Here is an 18,864-nt window from a genome sequence, read left to right as displayed (position 1 = left end):
ACTCTTATGACACGTCTGGCCTCCCGCTTTGGGCGAATAAATTCTGTTCGCCGCGACCGCCCATTAACCCATGATGAGCTGGCACACTATGTCCCCAGTGTATTTTCTGAAGAGAAGCATGAATCCCGCAGTGACCGTTATACCTATATTCCTACTATCAGCCTGTTAGGCAGTTTAGCTAAAGAAGGCTTTCAACCGTTCTTCGCCTGCCAGACACGGGTCCGTGACCTGGGCAAGCGGGAACATACCAAACATATGCTGCGTTTGCGGCGGGAGGGCCAGATTCAGGGGAAAGAAGTCCCTGAAATCATCCTGCTGAACAGTCATGATGGTTCCAGCAGCTATCAGATGATTCCGGGCATGTTCCGCTTCGTTTGCGCCAATGGCATGGTGTGTGGTGACTCTTTTGGCGAAGTGCGTGTACCGCATAAAGGAGATGTGGTTGGGCAGGTGATTGAAGGGGCTTATGAAGTGTTGAGTATCTTTGATCGGGTGGAAGAGCAGCGTGAGTTGATGCAGGATATTAGCTTGTCCGCGCCAGCCCGTCGGGCCTTTGCCCATGCGGCGTTGAACTACCGTTATGGTGAAGAACACCATCCGGTGACCGAAGCGCAGATCCTGACGCCGCGGCGGTGGGAAGATAAAAAAGACGATCTCTGGACGACCTATCAGCGCGTGCAAGAAAACATGCTGAAAGGCGGACTGACGGGGATCTCGGTCAACGGCAAACGGGCCCATACCCGTGCGGTCAAGGGAATTGAGGGTGATATTAAACTCAATCGCGCCCTGTGGGTCATGGCGGAGCAGATGCTGGCCCATGCTCAGCCCCGGCATCAGTGACACTGCTTTGTCCCGATAACAGTCAGTGCCGGTGCGGCCGTCTGGACAGGTCATGTCCAATAGCCACGTTTCGCCTGTTGCAAAAAGTATTTTTATCGGCATAACGCTGATTTTGTGCGGGTTGGCCGGTCTTTCTCTACTCTGAAAAATAGTTCATCCTGTGGTCATACCCTGTCCAGGGGGGCGTGTAAAGTAATCAACGGATTAACCACACGTTTCATTCTGGAGAACGGTAGCGATGGCAACTTACCGCCCTGACCCTGATTTATGCTTCCTTGGGCAATGCGACAACGATGACCTGGAATTCCTGGTGTCATTACTCACTCACGATCCGAAAGACGGCTCACTGCGCTGGTCAGAGACACTGACCGGCACCGATGAGTACAAGAGTCATCATCCCGATCACCAGCAGTATTGGCAGGCCATTGCCGCAGAAGTACAGACTTTTGGTGCCAACAGTTTTGCCAGCGTACTGCGCGGGGGAAAAGGGGTGACGTACCGTGAACTGTTGTGTGATGCCTGTGACAAAATGAAGGTGAATTACAGCAAGAAAACCAGTACGGAGAATATTGAACTCAACATGCTATTGAAGGTGTTGGAGACAAGTTTGTCCGAAATGTCGCCTGACGAATTGAACGAATTCGCCAGTGGCATGGAAATTGAACTGACGAACCCCACCCCAGAGTTGATCCTGATGGCCATTCAGATAGCGATACGGGCATCGGGTTTTGCCGCTTATCGCCTGGCGGTCGTCGTGGTGAGCACGGTAGCAAAAGCATTACTGGGGCGCGGATTGCAGTTTGGCGCTTATGTGTTGCTGACGCGCGCTATCAGTGTTCTGGCGGGGCCGGTGGGGTGGGCACTGAGCTCATTGTGGCTGGCCACTGACCTGGCCGGGCCTGCGTATCGCATTACCATTCCATCCTGTCTGTTTATCGCGTATATGCGCCAAAAAGCGCTATACCAGTAAGGACGATATCTATCGTGTCTGACATAACAATGGAACAAGGCTTATGTCTGAAGTCAGCATGCACTATGACCGGTTAGCGGTCCGACTGGCATTGATTATCGGGCGGTTATTTATGGGGGAAGGGTTATCCATTAACGCACTGGCCAGTGAATTTAACGTTTCCCCCAGAACCTTGCGACGTGATTTTAATCAACGACTGATATACCTCGATCTAGAACAAGTCGATGGGATTTATCGGCTCGCCAAATCACCTGTCGGGTCCAGAACTGACGGCGATATTATTCACTTTGCCAGAGTGACACATATGGCCCAATTTTTTCCGGCACTCGATAGCAAATTATTGTCGGTCCTGCTTAATAAGAATGTGGGGTCGCCTTATGTGGTCTACCACGCCCCACCGAAAAACCCTCCGGCGTTATTCGGGGGATTTTATCGAATAACCCAGGCCATTATTGATAATGTCTTTATTGAATTAAGTGTGCAGGGAAGTGAATACTTTAATCTTGCGCCTTACCGATTGGTTTATTTCGATGGCTACTGGTATTTGGTGGGGGAGCATAATCTCACGCTTCAGGTGTTCCTGCTTATCCATATTACGGATGTGACATTAACCCCCAGGCGGTTTACTAAAAAGGAATACATCACGGCATTAACAGCAGAGGCGGACTTTATAAAAGCGCTGCCCCATTTTCAATTTGTACGCAATTTGGTTTTTAATCTGAAAAACAAATGAACAATGCTCAACATTAAAGGATATTACGATGAAAAGAAGACATATTGTCGCCCTGTTATGGGCGTTTTCCACGGGAGCCTTTGCTGAAATTAACCTGTCAGAGGTCGAGCACTGGACAAACAAGGGGACACCCAACCTGTATTACATGAACACATCCCTGGATGCTGTCGTGGCGGAAACACCCCATCATGCGTTGGTTCGTGCAGATGCGGGCACCAGTTGCCCCGCCGGGTCGTATTACTTATTGAATAAGCAAGACCGCAGTTACCTGCCGGTCGACAGCGGTACGTGTGATGACCGCAAGTTGAAAACGACACTCAGTGCAACGCAGTTAATCTTCACCTCTCACGGCAAGGTCACCGCCCTCTACCCACTGAACTGATGCGGTATGACGTGTACTTTTTATCAAAAATTGAATAAGGGATTTTATCATGCACGATGTGACCACGCTAAAAACACAGCTTCAGACTAACACATTACATCTGGCTCTCTTGACGGTGGCTACGGGCGGGATTTACCCGTTACTGTGGTTATACAAAAACCAATCCACCGTGTTCAGCGTAACCGGGAATACTTTCTCCAGTGCGAGTTTCATCATTTGGATAGCCGCATGCATAGGGCTGTCGCGGGTTTTGCCTGGATTAAGCAGTCCTGACGAATACGGTTATAACGCCGCCGGAGAAACGCTGACCATCATGGCGGGGCTATTGACGCTGGGAGGGGCTGTTTTATATATCATCTGGGCATTCAAAGCTCGGACAGCATTGCAACACTATGCGTTACAGACATTCCGTTTTGAATTAAAAATGAATGTATTCTATACCTTGGTATTTAATGTCTATTACGTCATGTATTGCATCAATGCCCTGCCTGAGGCGCTGGCAAAACATACCATCATCTATGGCCAGACAACGATGCCGGAGAGTACCTCTGGTACTAATAATATCACCAAAGGGGAGTGAATATGGACCTAAGACAGACGCTGTTGCTTTCTTCCACTCTCGTTATCTCCCTGATGTTGTTGGCAGCGCCTGTTCAGGCCAAACGGGAGGGGGACTACATTCTGTATCGGCTGGTGAAACAGCAAAACAGTCCTGTTGGTGTTGGTTTGAAAATGTGCACGTATAAAAGTGAGATCGACGGCGCAACGGTAGATATCAATGTGCTTACCTGTAAGGATCATGTTTTCTATTACCCCAAATTGGGTTTGTTCTATGACACTATTAACTGACCTGCACCAATAGCCTTAAATAAGAAGTGTATTATCACGGATAATATCATTTCCCTATGCAGGGGAATCAAACAACAGGATGTATTAATACTACCGTATTAATTACCCTCATAAAACCTCCCTTCCTAAAGGTTTCCCTCCTTACGGATTGTTTGCCATAGAATACATCTCACTGATGTTAATAAATGTAATCTAATACACAAGCAGATACCCAGTAGAGGGGTATCTGCCTTTATGCCGTTATAGGACATTAACCATTTAAATTATAAAACCGCTATATCACCGAACAGGGGTTTTATTTTTACAGGAATTAGCTATGCAAGATGAAAGCCCGCAACAGCGTATTATCACGATGGCGTTATTGCTGCTGGATAAACAGTTAAAACGAAAGTCAGTTGTCTTCCCCTCTACAGCGGAAGTGAAACAGTATTTGCGTTTACAGCTGGAGCAGCAAGAAAGAGAAATATTTATGGTGATGCATCTGGATAACCAGCACCATCTAATCCATTGTGAAACGGCCTCTCTCGGTACCCTTAACCAAACCGCCGTCTACCCCCGCGAAATCGTTAAAACCGCGCTTTACCACAATACCGCTGCGGTAATACTCGCACACAACCATCCCTCCGGTATCCCCGAACCCAGTAATAACGACCGGCAGATGACTGACAGAGTACGTGCGGCACTCAACCTTATTGATGTGAAAGTTTTAGATCACATCGTGCTGGGGCAGGGGGCGCTGGTGTCGTTTGCTGAGCGTGGCTGGCTGTGACGACAATTCCCGGTAATGCCGTTCAGACACCGTTTCACTCGCATGATTTGAGCCACTGCTCTGGTACCCGGTCAATATCAGACGATGATATCTGTGCCTGGTGCAGCCATCTTTGCTATCGACCCGGTGAAACCAGCCTGTGCCGGTTGATTGCCGAAGACAATGACTGGCCCGCCTGCTTTGACGCCAATGGCTACGCACAGTCTTGTCCCCAACTGCAACTGATTTTCACCGCTTCCCAGCCAACACACGATGGATAATTAATCGTACCTCAACGCACTCCCCCGGTAAGTACTCACTCACTTTTATCCCCCCCCACAAACAGGCTCCCTCGGTTTTCCGATGGGGCCTGTTTTGTTATTAACCGCTTATGACACAAGGGTTTTTCCCATGAACCAACACCGCAATACCGAAACAAACAGACTCACCACCACCCGGGTTTCTGATGCGAAGCGCATCCATTTCTGGCCTAAATACTTTGGTCAGGTGCCCAAATGGGCGTTGATTGAACCGCAGGTTTTTCGTTGGCTGGACCGGTTGTGTGCTGACTATCAGGGAGACTTTTGGGACTTCTACACCTTGCCCAACGGCGGCGCATTTATGGTGCCGGGCACGGTGCAAGACTACGTGCTGCTTAACGCACTCAATGGCAATGGGGCCACCGTCAGTCGTGAAGCAGCCGGTATCACCGCCTGCCTGATGACCTATAGCCATTGTGCCTGCAGAACGGAAAGTGAGGCGATGACCGAACACTTCTACCGATTGCGCAAATATGCTTTACAACACCCTGAAAACCAGGCCATTTTTGACTTGATTGACTGACAAGCAGGAGTTCCCCCATGCCACATCAGCCTATGCGTGCTTCACTCCCCACCTTGCCTTTTGCCCAGCAACAGATTATCAGCCAGGCACTGGCGATACTGGAAACCCAACTCCGACACCGTCCCTACACCTTGACCTCACCCGAGGCAGTGAAAGCCTGGCTGCAACTTCATCTTCGTCCTCAGGGGCAGGAGTGTTTTATGGTGCTCTTTTTGGACAACCGCCACCGCTTGATGGCCAGTGAAACCGTTTCTGTCGGCACCTTTAATGCAACCACAGTCTATCCTCGCGAAGTCGTTATTCGGGCATTGCACCACCGCTGTGCTGCCGTTGTCATCGCCCACAATCATCCTGCCGGAGATCCCACTCCGAGCCAGGCTGACCGCACACTGACTGCCCGACTGATTAATGCGCTGAACATGGTCGACATCCGCGTACTGGACCACCTGATTATCGGTGAAAGAGAGCCGGTTTCGTTAGCCGAGTTGGGGTGGTTGCCATGTTAACGACTATCCAACAAACCAACATCCTGACCCTTCGGGGTCTGCAATGCAGTACCGCACACATCACCGAGGACGACAATGCGCTGCTGTACCGGATTTCGCATTGTCAGGATTCGTTCAGCGATGGTGAGTGGCTACTTTTCACTGGCACCGGTTACCTGATGAGATTAGATGCCTGGACCCACCCGGTATTGCGGCTCAGGCAGTTAGGATTCTCCAAAGCCTGCCGCCGTCTGGTCACCACATTAATGAAACGCCATGGACTAACCTACCTGCATATTGATGCTCTGGGCGATGTGTTGCCCGGTTTTGCAACGTTCTACTGGTGATACCACCGCTCGTCTCCTGACGTAATCCCGCATTATCCACATTGAGAACATCCCCATGAAACCACGTGCCACCCCACCGGGCGCATTGCCCGTGTCTGCGATTTATCAACAACTGCTCGCTTTCCTGTTGGAGCACCACTACGGCCTGAGCCTCAACGATACGCCCTATCACGATGAACAGGTGATTGCGCAACAGATAGAACAAGGGATTTCAGTCGGCGACACCATCAACACTCTGGTTGAGAAATATGCCTTAGTACGTATTGGCCACACCGGGTTTAGCGCACTGGCGCAAGACCCGATGCTGAGTAAAGGTGATATCGCCCGCGCACGCCAGGCTGCTGGCCTGTGGCGAGCGCATTTTCCGCCCACCTTGCTGTACCCAACCGAGTCCCTCAACCCTATTCAACCACAGAGAGAAATTTAGGATGGATAACAACATTACCGCCGCCCCGACATGGGGCCTGCAATGTGATATTACGCCGCGGTTGGGAGCCCGACTGGTTCAGGAGGGAACACACCTGCACTTTCTGAGCGACAGAGCCAACATAGTGGGTACCTTTTCCCTTGAAGCCACTCAGTCTCTTGATGCGGCATTCCCCGCACTGATAACCAAACTGGCGTCGCAGTTGCTGTCCGGGACGCTGGATCCACGCCGCCAGCAAGGCATTACGGTTCGGCATGGAGAATGGGTCTGTGACGCGGATACGCTGGGCAGTCACGGTTACCTCTATATCGCTGTGTATCAGAAACTGGTTTGAACAGCAGACACTGGCACCTGAAACATCCCTCTTCCTCGACGCCAACAACAATAGTTGGCGTTTTGCTTTTATGGAGTTCCTACGATGTCTACTTCACTCAGCACAGTTATCGATGAGCCACAGGTTCTAACCGGCCACACCGATGTGATTTGCTCCACCAGCATTGAACGTATCATCACCGTGCGTAACACCGCGCTGGTGCAGATTGAAGCGCTTATCCACCAGCTTGAGGATATTTCAGCAATAACCAACAGCATCGGTGGTGGAATTGCAAAGGACTGGGCCATGCGACAAGATTTCCGCTGCGGCAGCTGGCTCATGGAGAAAACAGAAACGGCCATGAAAGCGATTGCCCGCAACCTCGATCGCGGTATATGGCGAGACCTGATGAAGAAATCGGGCATACTCAGTTTGATGGATGCCCAAGCCCGTGACCAGTGGTACAGAAACCTTGAGGGAGATAATATTCCTGCCATCAGCGAGGAAAGTATTTACAGCACATTTGAGCAGTTGCACCGTGATAAGGACAACGTATTTGAGCGAGGGGTGATTAATGTGTTCAAGTCGCTATCCTGGGATTACAAGAGCAACCATCCTTGTAAGTTTGGCAAGAAAATTATTGTCAACAATTTGGTGAGTTACACCCAATGGGGATTTACCCTGAACCACAGCTACCGGCGGGATCAACTGGCGGATCTTGAACGGATGTTGTTCCTGCTCGAGGGCAAGGCGATCCCGGACAACCGGGGAGATGTGACAACTCGGCTGTATGAACATATGAGTGCCAATCGGCAAATGACGAAAGTTTATGAAGACGATTACTTTTCGATAAAATATTTTATGAAGGGCTCAGCGCATCTGACATTTAGGAAACCTGGGTTGATGGACAAGATGAACGATATCATCGCTAAACATTACCCAAGCGTATTGGCAGAACGGGTATAGGGCAGCAGTGCATGTTAGGTTGTATTAGCTGTGCCTTTATCTAACGGTGCCCTCTGGTAGGGCACTATTAAATCTGACCGTCGGATAAGAGCCAAAAGCGGACTTTGCTAACATCGAAACGTACTAATCTGCGGGGACAGGTCACAGACACAGCTGGGTCCGCGCCTGAATTCAGGGTATATTCGATGTGTTACGCAGGTAGATAAAGTTAGTAATCGAGTCGAATTTTTATTACAGGAGCTTTTCAGTGGACATCGGGCGGCTGCAAATCGAAGGTGGTTTTTTGGATGGTTTGGATCTCAAATTCTCCAAAGGTCTCAATGTGATCATTGGCGCTAGGGGGACTGGAAAAACTTCAGTAATAGAGTTAATCAGGTACGCTCTAGCCGCTCCTAGCCACACTACCGAGGCAAAAAACCGCTCATTCGACCATGCCAGAGCGATACTGGATGGGGGGGAGGTGACTGTCGTGCTAAATGATCTGGTGGATGATATCACCATTTTCCGCACAGCTGACGACGACAAACCACGATCTACAGCTAGTTTCGTTGCGCCAATAGTTTTGTCTCAAACTGAAGTCGAGACTCTGGGGCTTAGTGATGCAGGTCGCTTGTCATTGATTGATGGATTTATCCATGGTCGGAACATTATGTCTGCGACAGAAGCTGAGGTGATCAGTTCTCTAAAGAGCATTTATAAAGAAATTCTAGCCATGGAGGCGGAGATTGCTTCGCTGTCTGAGGATGTCAGTAAGGTTCCGAACCTTACATCACAGTTGCTTGATTTTGAACGGCAGCTTCGGGATCTTCAGGGAAATTCAGATGAGGTAGGCATAAAACAATCTGAGTTATCACTGCTCACAGAAGAACTTGCTACAGCGTCTGCTCGCGAGGATATCATCGCTAGATTCGGAAAACATGCTTTCGAATGGAGAATGACCTTAGATAACTTGCTTCTTGAAAATTATGGTCCAGATGCTTGGAATGGTGAGCCAGAAAATGATCCGGTTGCGGATCTTCGCGGGTATTATAACTCTGCCATTTCAAGAATAGCTGAGGTCTCGAAAAACTTTCAACAAATTGAGCATATCTCTAAGCAGCGGCAGGAGGAGATATCTTCCAAAAATTTCGAAGTCGAGCGTAAAGCTCGGGTTTTGCGCCTTGAACTTGATAAAGTATCCGAAGGTACCGGTGCGTTAAGCCGGAATATTTCTTTAATTAAATCACAATTATCTCAAATAAATACCCGCCAAAGCCTCTTGGATGAAAGATGCAGAAGATTAGACGCGCTACGCAAACGACGTGATGAGACTGCAATTGAGCTTGAAGAGATTCGTCTTAAACGCTACACCCTCCGGAGTGAAGTAACAGAGAAGATCAATTTGGCCCTAACACCTTATATTAAATTAGATATTGAGCAATTCTCTCAGCTAGGCGAGTATTCCAAAGCCTTAACTGATGCGCTCAAAGGAAGTGGCATTAAATATAATGACTTGGCCTCAAAGATTTCAGAAAATATCAGCCCGCGTGAATTAGTGGCGATCGTAGATAAGGCTGCTTTCGAAGAGTTGGCAGATCTAGTGAATATACCTAAAGAGCGGGCAGCTCGGGTACTAGCACAGCTTCGTGAATTTGGGCTCGCAGATATATTGACATGCGACATACAGGATGATGTAAACATGTATCTTCTTGATGGTGTCGACTATAAAGAAGTTTCTACACTCTCTGCTGGCCAGCGCTGCACAGTAATACTATCTATAGTTTTACAGCACTCTGAAAGAGTGCTGATAATTGATCAACCTGAAGACCACTTAGATAATGCATTTGTGGCTAATACAATAATAAAAACGTTAAATGGTCGTAAAGGGCTCGGACAAATAATTTTGTCTACTCATAATGCCAACATCCCGGTTTTGGGAAAGGCGGACTTGGTAATTGAGTTGACTTCTGATGGAAGAAATGGGTTTGTACAGGTAAATAAACCTCTTAATCACCCTGAAGCCGTAAACGCTATTACAAATGTGATGGAGGGTGGTTCCATTGCGTTTGCCACCAGAGCAAAGTTTTACGAAGATAATTCGCTGTGATGGATCGTGAGCAAGCAGTTACTTCAATTATGAGCACCTCAGTAGATGAACGACTCGAGGCTGCACGCTTTTTCACCAATGCTGCGGAGCCAACTGATGCGTCCATGTTGATGCTAGCACTGTCGAAAGAAAATACTCGATGGGTGAAAAGAGCGCTTGAACGCGCTATTGAAAGACTACAGGTTGGGCCACCAAAACAAGAGCTTAGTGAAGCGGCGACTGAAGAATACGTCATGGATACTAATTCGGATCGGTTGCTTAAAGATCTCCGGGCGCAGGCGGTAGACGAAGTTTCCAGAACAATTCTGCATGAGTTTTCTCCACTCATAGGGTCTCTCCGACTAGTTGCAGCAATGGAGTTCGACGCTTATGAAACCTCGCGAACCAAGCATTGTGTAGAACGTTTGAGTGGCCTGCTAGACGCTGTCGGAAAGTTAAAAAAAGCGGCCGCTACTCCGTCATTTAATGAATTCGATCTCTCAGAGCTTATCACGGAATGTATTGCAGTTCTTAACATTACCCATGAAAACATAGTGTTACGGGTTGCCGGTATCAAGCCTTATATGGTCCAGGCGGATCGGGATTCGTTAGGATTAGCCATAGATAATGGAATCCGGAATGCAGTCGAAGCAGTTAGGGAATTTTCAAGACTCACCCCAGCGGAAATTTTAATAAACTGGGGCCCCGCCGGAGCCGAGAACTGGCTTGTCATTCTTGATTGCGGCCGAGGATTCTCGGGAAATCCTGAGGAAGCGTTGAAGCTCGGAGTTTCAAATAAGGATGGGCATTTCGGTTATGGGCTAGCTACTGCACAGCTGTCAATGCGCTCTATGGAAGGGGACGTTTACGTCTCAAACAATGCCGAAGGTGGAGCACGGTTCGAATTAAGATGGTATAGGGATTATGCAAATATTATTCGTTGAAGATAACTCATTTTACGCAGCCACACTTGTTTCTGCCGTAAAAGATAAGTTTCCTGAGATAGCTTGGGTCGTTGTCGATAACTCTAGTTCAGCAGAAGCTCTTTTGGATAAAAATTACTACGATCTTGTTATTCTCGATCTTTGCATGCCAAGCATCCCGTCCGGGCTTGAGAAAGTCGTAGAGAATGGACAACAGCTTTTTTACTCTGTGCAACGGTTAATGCCGGGGACCCCTATTTATATTCTCACTGGTTCCGAACTGGATAGCTTCGCTACAAATCTTTTAAGACACGGAGAAAGGATTAAACTCTGGGGGGCAGCAAGAGAGTTCTCTACCGTTCTATACTTTAGAAAAGATGAAACCCTAGAGCTCGTGGAGGAATTGTCACAGGTTTATGACGAGATAGTATCCTTAAACGCTACAGTTATAAATACCCGAGGTATACAGATAGAGTTCGGAAGGGGACAAGAGCGAGCGCTGCAAAGCTTTGTGCGAAGCATGGGTGGATTTGATGGGGTCTACTATCCATTGAGTGGGCTATCTGGCTCGTTGGTCGGCAGAATCGAAGTGCGCGATGATCGTTTTAATGTAATAGGTGTATTCGTAGCCAAGCTGGGATTGTCGTCAAAGATCCAGAAAGAAAATGAATCTTACGCGCGGCACGTTAGACTTATGCCTATGAATACATTTACGCCTTTATTACTTAGTATGGACAAGGGGCTTAAAGAGTATAGCGCAATATTCTACACGCTCGCTGAGGGTTATACAGAAACCTTATTTAATGTTATCCGAAATGATCCATGCAAGGCTGTAGATGTGATTAAAAAGGTTCGCAATAGCATGGAGCGTTGGTCCACCGCACGAAAAGTTTCTAGAGTGAAAATCGGTGAAATTAGAAGGACTAAATTAAATGATACTGATTTTAATAAACTAACAGCTCAGTATGACATCGAAGAGATAAAGGATATTGAGGACATTTTCGTGAATATTTCCGAATCGTGCATTCACGGAGACCTACATGGTGGTAATGTCCTTGTTAATCAGGTTGGAACTCCGATCCTAATTGATTTTGGTGATGTCGGTTTTAAGTATACGGGCCTCGACCCGATAACCCTAGAGATGAGCCTTATTTTCCACCCTGACTGTGTAGTGTCAGAAATTTCTCATGAGATACGTCCCTCCATGAATAATTGGCCGAACATTGATAGATATTGTCAAGATAATCCTTTTAGAGAAGTGATCAAGTACTGTCGAGACTGGGCTTACGACATAAGTGGTGATGATAAATCTGTATTAGCTGCCGGCTACGCGTTCGCAGTGAGGCAGCTGAAATACGACACAGTTAGCGCTGATGATACTATTGTGCTTATAAAACGAATTGTTGACGCTATCCGAACGGGGAACTAAGCCGGATATAAAAATCACTGGCAAACATACGGTTGCGTTCAATTACAGGAAGCCATTTCCCTCAGCTATTCGTGACTGTGATAACTTATCAGGGGCGATGAGCCCCTTAGGTTTATTTCCTTCGAACATGCGCCATAACACCTTCCTCACAGAGTAGCTTTAGATCATTGGCTCGCGATCCCAGCTAACAATCTCATACGTGCGGATATAGCGAAAACACATAGCCCTACCAAAGAGTATCTTAAGAACAATGGACTAAGTAATGATTTCATAAATTATATACGTTATGAGGATAGCGTTGCATCGACCCGTTGAACTCACAGCCCATAGCTGACCTAGGTCGTTGCCGTGGGCTGCTTTGTGCCAGAAGCGGATGTTGCTAATGTGAGTTCGTCAACAAGTAGTTTAAGGAATAGGTAATGCAGGTAAACAGATTCGAGTTGCATTACGTGAACTGGAGTGTGAAAAAGAACTGGAGTTGCATCATTAACCCAATAAACTGTATGCAAAACAGAATGAAGTGGAAAAGTCAGTCTCTGCTGCTATCAGAATTCGCGAATGATTACAGGATTGACCAATCGCCCCATGTGAGATAAATGCTTCATGAGACGATACTTTTTGTTGAGCTGCCCCCCGGGCCACACCGTACTCCCTATAACTTTAACTACTTAACTTTATGAAGAATATTCCCGATTTTACTGCGAAAGGGTATCTACCAAAAGGCAGACATAGCTGTTCCGCGCAGCAGTTTATTGACCGCTTCTGCATGATCAACGACAAACGCCAAGTTCTGAAAAAAGCATTTATAGATATTCTCGACTTCGCAAACTCGCGCAATGCAATATGTGTTTTCGTCGGCGGTTCTTATGTCACCAGCAAGGAAGACCCCAACGATTTGGATGTGGTAATCGTACTTCATTACAAAGAACACATCCCATCGAGGCCGGAACGCCTGGTTCTCGAAGGAAAACGTACCGATATTATGTTCTGCTCGGCAGACGACCCTGTTGTTACCGCCTCGTTTATAAAACTGCTGTCTTTCGAGCGATACGGCAGTGGCGTGGGTATAATGCAGATCAACCTCAATCACCCGGATGAACCGTGGACTACTCATCACGAACCGGATGACGATACCTATGAAGTGATCAAAAGAGCCTACTTCAACCGACATCTGGTCGACTTGAATGAGGCCCCGGGCGTGCTAGTTACTATCCACGGGATCATGACGCATGCGGAATGGAATGCGAATCTTATCCCTATTGCGAGCAGCCAGGGGTGGATCGTTGCCCCCTACATCTACGGCTATACCACCCCTGACATCCTTCTGAATAAGGGGAAGAGAAAAGAAGCGGTGGACGCCTTCAGGGATTGGATTTATTCGATTAAGCAGGATTTTTGCCAGAACGGCGAACAGATTTCAGTGATTGCACACTCCTTTGGTACCTATCTGGTAGGCGCTTACCTTGATGGTTTCGAGGAATTTCCTCCGGTCAACTTCAACACCCTTATTCTTACCGGCAGTATTCTGAATGAAGACTATGACTGGGAAAGTTGTGCCGGCTACAAAGTCGCACGGGTCAGAAATGAAATAGCACCTAACGATCAGTGGGTAAGCTGGATGCAGAGGAAGCCGTCAGAATGGCTTGGCCTCGATCCGCTCTTCGGTCAAGCCGGAACAAAGGGCTTCACCTCTCAGAGCCGCATTCTGACTCAGCCCACTAATAAAATTTTCGATCACAACAATGTCATTAAAAAAGATGTCATCACGTCAATGTGGATGCCGTTTCTGAGCAGCAACAAGTACGCGGCAGAGGAAGAAGGGTTTAAGCTAATAATGGCCAAATTTGCGCATAAGGAACCCTAAGAATGGCGGCCAATGAAGAAGCCAGACTCTGACGGTTTCTTATGACAGGAAGACGCCATTTACAGCAGGTAACAGGCCATTATTTCTGATTGGCCAGTGTCTAGTGCTAGTAGTGTGCACTTAACGTAAAGGACAATATGACTAACAATCAGTTCTATGAACTTTATCGCCAGCTTGCCGCATTACGGACCAGTAACGCCGACTGCCACCCCATTATCGAAGAATTGACCCGGCTATATCACGAGACAGTGAGGGACTCTTCCCCGGACGAATACCTGGCGGCCGCAGATATCTGTCTCCATGAAATTGGTCAGTCAGAGCGGCTTTTCACAGTAGCCCTAGCCTGCTGGCTTACCGAGGATGAATGCCTCGACCTGGCAAAAGCGCTTACGCATGAAGCGAGCGTAAGCCACTTACAGGCAAACAGCCCAGTGGCGTATGATCTTTCTTCCACAGAAGAATCGCGCGCCAGACTGGCAGCGTGCCGGCTTTGTGCACTTCATGTTTCTCCGGCGATATCCCTCGGCTGGACCTTAAGCCTGGCAACCTCCTTCCCTACAAGCGCAACCACGCTTAACACGGCTCTGGCGCTCCTGCAGCATCATATGGAGGATTACCCGTCGACCACGCTACGACTTCTTTCCAGCCCGGACTCCCCGTTTTCTTCACTGGTACTGGCGCAAACCGGGCTCAAGCTACTGGAACAACAACTAAGCCATCTGAACGCACTGCCGAAACTTCGCGAGCTTGTGATGCCACCGGAAATGCGCCTGATATACGCCAGCCTGAAGCGCAGCGAGAACCGCGATATTCAACGGCAGTCAGAAGAAAAATCGATTTTTGGCCAGTTCATCACCCAGCAGCATTTCAAGTACGCCAGTAAGACAGCTATTGAGATCCTCACCGGCGACGATGTCAGGGAAACCACCTTGGAAATGATGCCCTTTCAGATCGCGACAGAGCTACCCACGACCTGGCTTACCGATCCGGTTTCCGGAGACCTTGCCAGGAACAGACTGTGGAAAGGAGTGTTGGAATGAGTATTCAACTGGTTCTCTCTCATTATCTGGCCGGTCTGCGAGAGCGCAATGAGCTCGATGCACTACTGCCAGAATTACTTAAAGCTATGGGGCACTCCGTGCTCAGCCGCCCGCAGATTGGCCCTGGGCAGGCAGGCGTTGATGTGTTATCGACCAGACCGGATGCGGACGGTATCGATGAGGTGTACGCCTTCATCATCAAATTCGGCGATCTCGGGCGGGCAGACTTTTATGGAGGTCAGCAGTCCATCGAGCCGTCCGTACGCGAAGCATACACCGACTTCCTCCGAAATCGCCTGCCGGAACAACTCAAACCTCTACGCAAAAAGATCGTACTCGTGTCCAACGGCGTGCTGTTACAGGAGGCCCAGGCCGGCTTTTCAGCTCTGACGGAAGACGTCGCTGAACGCCCGTTCTGCAGACTCGAATTCTGGGGTAGCGATCAGCTTACACCCTGGATAGAGCAGTTTCTGTTCGACGAAACATTGCTGCTGGCCCAGGGAAAATCCGATTTGCGCGCAGCTCTGGCGGGTCTTGAAGAGTCAGGGTCGGCTACTGGTCGTTTCATTCGCTTTATCGACGCCTGTTTTGAGTGCCCTACCGCGAAAACGAAACAGAGTGCAGCAACGCGCAAGAAAAACTTTTTGAGACGTTGCGCCGCAGCCTCGATGGGCTGGGCGGTACTACTTGTCTGGGGAAAAAGCGAAGGGAATCTGAAGCCCGGCGTTATTACTGGGGAGTATTTGCTACTGCGCATGTGGGCTGAGGCAGTGAAACTTAAGCTGGATGCCGACCGTGCGTTTAACAACCGATTTGAAACCATGGTGGACCTGCAGACACAGGCTCTGGTGGACTACTTTGAGAAGGTGATGCCCACCCTAGAGACACCGCGTGCGGTCCTCTCTTATCGTCCAGAACGCATCTTCTATCTGGAGCTTCTGTTTGAGGAGCTGGGACGCCTGGCCACCCTTCTGCTACTACTCCAGCGAAAGCCCGATCAGGAGGAGTTTCGGACACAGATCCGGGAGGCCATCATTCACCTGGTGAACCAGCATCCGAGTGTACGGCTTCCTCTGTATGACGGACACACCATTGACCTCACCCTGATCTTCTGTGCACTGATGGGGGAGTCGGACTGGGGCAATACCCAGATTCTTGCCGGTGAAATTGTCGACCGGCTCCACCGTGCACTGAAAACAGATCGCTACCTGCCTGTGGACACCGACTCTCTGGAAGATGCTGTCGCACTCGACAGAGCAAGCGCCGCCAACCGGGACTTCTTCCAGACATCAACACTTGTACCGGCACTGGCTACTGTGGCGTCAGTGCTCAATGACGAGGAAAACCTTGAGGCCTTGCGCAGTCACGTGCTGCCATTGATGAAAGGGGTCACGCTTGAGCGCTGGTATCCCACTTCGTTACTCGAAACACTCAGCGGATCACCGCTGGGGGTTCAGAGTGTCGGGATATCCAGAGCGCTGTCCGGACTCAGGCCTTCAGCGAGGGAAGAGGCTGAGGCGTCAATTAAAACATTTGACGGTATGGCGTCCCCCTCGGACTTCAGATGGTCAGGTCGCTGGCAGGTGCTGATCGCGCTGTCAGCACGCCTGCACCGACATCCCTTACCCACCTGGTTTATTGCTGAGTACAGGCGACCGGAACATTTCACTGAGTAGCTGACCAGTTCCCCGTAGAGCAACACGCGTCAATGTTAGTCATGCCTTCATTACCTATGCGAAAACTTCCACTTTTCGCTCATAGCGGACTATGGTCAAGGTTGTTGGCAATTGGGGGGCAATGATAAAAGCTTTTTGGCCTGCCTAAACCTTGCTTTGATAGCCATATTGATGTTGTACTTATATGGCTCTGTACCCACTTGCGGTGTCTGATTTTTGTACGGATTTTTGTTTGTGGGTACAAGTGCGGGTACAAGCTCTTAGTGTTAAAAATAAATAATATTGATATCAGTAGGTTGTATGATATTGGCGAGTCCGGCCTTCGCACCATTAGTATGTAAAGAGACCTCAACTGAGGTCTTTTTTTATGTCTAAAATCCAGTCCCCGCAAGGCTTTCCCTCTCTTTTCAGTCAACCGACGTCAATCTGAGTTACCCCACATCAACCTGCTTGTGAGTATACAAGTGAGTATATATGCTGGTTCGATAACGTTTATATACTCACGGCGGCATATGGAAGGATTACCATCATGGCCCTGACTGATACTAAGGTTCGCGCTGCAAAGCCTGAAGCAAATGATTATTCGCTTGTCGATGGTGACGGCATGTCCTTGCTGATAAAACCTAACGGTTCAAAGTACTGGCGCTTTCGCTTCCGTTTTGGCGGCAAGCAACACCTAATGGCCTTCGGGGTTTACCCCGAGACATCTTTGGCCGATGCCAGACAAAAAAGAGAAGCAGCCAGAAAGCTTGTTGCTGCGGGCATAGATCCCCGTGAACATAAGCGTACTGAGAAAGAAGAGTTGGCTAAAGAAGTTATCACCTTTGAGGTGGTCGCTAGAGAGTGGCATGCCAGCAATAAAAAGTGGTCAGAAGCGCATAGCGCTCGTGTGTTGCAAAGTCTGGAAGATAAGCTGTTTGGTGCTATTGGTAAACGTGCTATCAGTGAACTTAAGACCCCTGATTTGCTTGCACCAATTAAAGCCGTAGAGATGGCTGGATGTCTAGAAGTGGCTTCCCGCCTGCAACAACGAACCACAGCGATAATGCGCTATGCCGTTCAAAGCGGTTTAATTGATTACAACCCCGCGCAGGAGATGGCGGGCGCTGTTGCTACCGGTAAAAGAAAGCACCGTGCTGCACTTGAGTTAAACCGCGTTTCAGAGTTACTTCATCGCATCGATTACTACAGTGGCAGGCCATTAACCCGGCTGGCGGTAGAGTTGACTTTATTAGTCTTCATACGCTCCAGTGAATTACGTTTTGCCCGTTGGTCAGAAGTAGATTTTGAAACCGCCATGTGGACCATCCCTGGAGAACGTGAACCATTGGAAGGTGTTAAGCATTCGCACCGAGGTTAAAAAATGCGCACTCCCCATCTTGTTCCCTTATCCCGCCAGGCTCTCGCCATTCTGGAAAAGATCAAAAGCATGAGTGGAAATCGTGAGCTGATCTTTATCGGTGATCACGACCCACGTAAGCCCATGAGTGAGAACACGGTGAACAAGGCTCTACGCGTTATGGGATATGACACGAAGGTTGAAGTCTGTGGCCACGGTTTCAGAACCATGGCTTGTAGTTCATTGATTGAGTCGGGATTGTGGTCTAGGGATGCAGTAGAACGGCAGATGAGCCATCAGGAGCGCAACTCTGTGCGTGCGGCTTATATCCATAAGGCCGAGCACTTAGATGAGCGCAGACTGATGATTCAGTGGTGGGCAGATTATCTGGATGCAAACAGGCAGCAAGCTATCTCACCTTTTGATTATGCAAAAGTAAATAATCTATTCAAATAACCATCACCAGTCTTTTATTGTAATACGTCTCATTCAATAGTTTTTATATCACTGAAAGCCTCTGTCAAAAGACAGGGGCTTTTGCGTTTTAATCAACCTAAAAGGAAATCATGATGGAAAATAACATTTGTTGTCCGGTAGACGCAGATCTGAAAGACAGATTTAGCCA

The 18,864-nt window shown here is 48.6% G+C and carries 20 protein-coding genes and 1 pseudogene; all 21 read left to right on the top strand.

All coding sequences use genetic code 11. From position 1 onward, the window contains the following. Nucleotides 1-6: 6 nt before the first annotated feature. The 21 genes and pseudogenes from ACNSO8_RS25060 to ACNSO8_RS24960 all read left to right on the top strand — a co-directional run bounded on the left by ACNSO8_RS25060 (nucleotide 7) and on the right by ACNSO8_RS24960 (nucleotide 18,695). Nucleotides 7-840: a DUF932 domain-containing protein gene (locus tag ACNSO8_RS25060; RefSeq protein ID WP_418396259.1), complete on the top strand. Its 834-nt coding sequence runs from the start codon at nucleotides 7-9 to the stop codon at nucleotides 838-840. A gap of 238 nt (nucleotides 841-1,078) precedes the next feature. Then, nucleotides 1,079-1,810, top strand: a complete 732-nt coding sequence (locus ACNSO8_RS25055) for a DUF3944 domain-containing protein (protein WP_049603967.1) — start codon at nucleotides 1,079-1,081, stop codon at nucleotides 1,808-1,810. 43 nt (nucleotides 1,811-1,853) lie between these two features. Further along, nucleotides 1,854-2,543: a helix-turn-helix transcriptional regulator gene (locus tag ACNSO8_RS25050; RefSeq protein WP_418396258.1), complete on the top strand. Its 690-nt coding sequence runs from the start codon at nucleotides 1,854-1,856 to the stop codon at nucleotides 2,541-2,543. Nucleotides 2,544-2,571: 28 nt separating this feature from the next. Then, nucleotides 2,572-2,925 carry a hypothetical protein gene (locus tag ACNSO8_RS25045; protein ID WP_418396257.1) on the top strand — a complete coding sequence of 118 codons (354 nt, stop codon included), beginning with the start codon at nucleotides 2,572-2,574 and terminating at the stop codon, nucleotides 2,923-2,925. Nucleotides 2,926-2,974: 49 nt separating this feature from the next. After that, on the top strand, nucleotides 2,975-3,505 hold the full coding sequence (locus tag ACNSO8_RS25040) for a hypothetical protein (protein WP_418396256.1): 531 nt from the start codon (nucleotides 2,975-2,977) through the stop codon (nucleotides 3,503-3,505). Between the two features lie 2 nt (nucleotides 3,506-3,507). After that, on the top strand, nucleotides 3,508-3,774 hold the full coding sequence (locus tag ACNSO8_RS25035) for a hypothetical protein (protein ID WP_418396255.1): 267 nt from the start codon (nucleotides 3,508-3,510) through the stop codon (nucleotides 3,772-3,774). A 316-nt stretch (nucleotides 3,775-4,090) separates the two neighbouring features. Continuing rightward, on the top strand, nucleotides 4,091-4,543 hold the full coding sequence (gene radC / locus ACNSO8_RS25030) for a RadC family protein (RefSeq protein ID WP_050877766.1): 453 nt from the start codon (nucleotides 4,091-4,093) through the stop codon (nucleotides 4,541-4,543). Then, nucleotides 4,540-4,803: a hypothetical protein gene (locus ACNSO8_RS25025; protein ID WP_418396254.1), complete on the top strand. Its 264-nt coding sequence runs from the start codon at nucleotides 4,540-4,542 to the stop codon at nucleotides 4,801-4,803. The genes radC (ACNSO8_RS25030) and ACNSO8_RS25025 overlap by 4 nt, the downstream gene beginning before the upstream one ends. A gap of 130 nt (nucleotides 4,804-4,933) precedes the next feature. Then, complete coding sequence (locus tag ACNSO8_RS25020) at nucleotides 4,934-5,365, top strand: antirestriction protein (protein ID WP_418396253.1); 432 nt, start codon at nucleotides 4,934-4,936, stop codon at nucleotides 5,363-5,365. A 32-nt stretch (nucleotides 5,366-5,397) separates the two neighbouring features. Next, nucleotides 5,398-5,871 (top strand): RadC family protein, encoded by a 474-nt coding sequence (radC, locus tag ACNSO8_RS25015; protein WP_418396277.1) that lies wholly within the window; start codon nucleotides 5,398-5,400, stop codon nucleotides 5,869-5,871. Then, the gene (locus ACNSO8_RS25010) at nucleotides 5,865-6,197 is read left to right on the top strand and encodes a DUF5983 family protein (protein ID WP_050877764.1); all 333 of its coding nucleotides are present in this window, start codon (nucleotides 5,865-5,867) and stop codon (nucleotides 6,195-6,197) included. Before radC (ACNSO8_RS25015) ends, ACNSO8_RS25010 begins: the two co-directional genes overlap by 7 nt. 55 nt (nucleotides 6,198-6,252) lie before the next feature. After that, nucleotides 6,253-6,624 carry a TA system toxin CbtA family protein gene (locus ACNSO8_RS25005; RefSeq protein WP_418396252.1) on the top strand — a complete coding sequence of 124 codons (372 nt, stop codon included), beginning with the start codon at nucleotides 6,253-6,255 and terminating at the stop codon, nucleotides 6,622-6,624. A 1-nt stretch (nucleotide 6,625) separates the two neighbouring features. Continuing rightward, nucleotides 6,626-6,958 carry a type IV toxin-antitoxin system YeeU family antitoxin gene (locus ACNSO8_RS25000; RefSeq protein WP_050877762.1) on the top strand — a complete coding sequence of 111 codons (333 nt, stop codon included), beginning with the start codon at nucleotides 6,626-6,628 and terminating at the stop codon, nucleotides 6,956-6,958. Between the two features lie 84 nt (nucleotides 6,959-7,042). Next, nucleotides 7,043-7,903: a DUF4942 domain-containing protein gene (locus ACNSO8_RS24995; protein WP_418396251.1), complete on the top strand. Its 861-nt coding sequence runs from the start codon at nucleotides 7,043-7,045 to the stop codon at nucleotides 7,901-7,903. Nucleotides 7,904-8,150: 247 nt separating this feature from the next. Further along, on the top strand, nucleotides 8,151-9,989 hold the full coding sequence (locus ACNSO8_RS24990) for an AAA family ATPase (RefSeq protein ID WP_418396250.1): 1,839 nt from the start codon (nucleotides 8,151-8,153) through the stop codon (nucleotides 9,987-9,989). Continuing rightward, the gene (locus ACNSO8_RS24985; RefSeq protein WP_418396276.1) at nucleotides 9,989-10,912 is read left to right on the top strand and encodes an ATP-binding protein; all 924 of its coding nucleotides are present in this window, start codon (nucleotides 9,989-9,991) and stop codon (nucleotides 10,910-10,912) included. Before ACNSO8_RS24990 ends, ACNSO8_RS24985 begins: the two co-directional genes overlap by 1 nt. Next, complete coding sequence (locus tag ACNSO8_RS24980; protein ID WP_418396249.1) at nucleotides 10,893-12,320, top strand: response regulator; 1,428 nt, start codon at nucleotides 10,893-10,895, stop codon at nucleotides 12,318-12,320. Before ACNSO8_RS24985 ends, ACNSO8_RS24980 begins: the two co-directional genes overlap by 20 nt. Before the next feature lie 676 nt (nucleotides 12,321-12,996). Continuing rightward, entirely contained in the window at nucleotides 12,997-14,184 is a 1,188-nt protein-coding gene (locus tag ACNSO8_RS24975) for a DUF6932 family protein (RefSeq protein ID WP_418396248.1), read from the top strand. Between the two features lie 137 nt (nucleotides 14,185-14,321). Beyond that, entirely contained in the window at nucleotides 14,322-15,224 is a 903-nt protein-coding gene (locus ACNSO8_RS24970; protein ID WP_418396247.1) for a hypothetical protein, read from the top strand. Continuing rightward, nucleotides 15,221-16,900 (top strand): hypothetical protein, encoded by a 1,680-nt coding sequence (locus ACNSO8_RS24965; RefSeq protein ID WP_418396246.1) that lies wholly within the window; start codon nucleotides 15,221-15,223, stop codon nucleotides 16,898-16,900. The genes ACNSO8_RS24970 and ACNSO8_RS24965 overlap by 4 nt, the downstream gene beginning before the upstream one ends. Nucleotides 16,901-17,429: 529 nt before the next feature. Next, nucleotides 17,430-18,695 (top strand): annotated as a pseudogene (locus tag ACNSO8_RS24960) (tyrosine-type recombinase/integrase). Nucleotides 18,696-18,864: the final 169 nt, after the last annotated feature.

The sequence above is a fragment of the Yersinia sp. LJYL362 genome (genome assembly GCF_048323875.1).
This window is presented reverse-complemented; position numbering and strand designations above follow the sequence as displayed.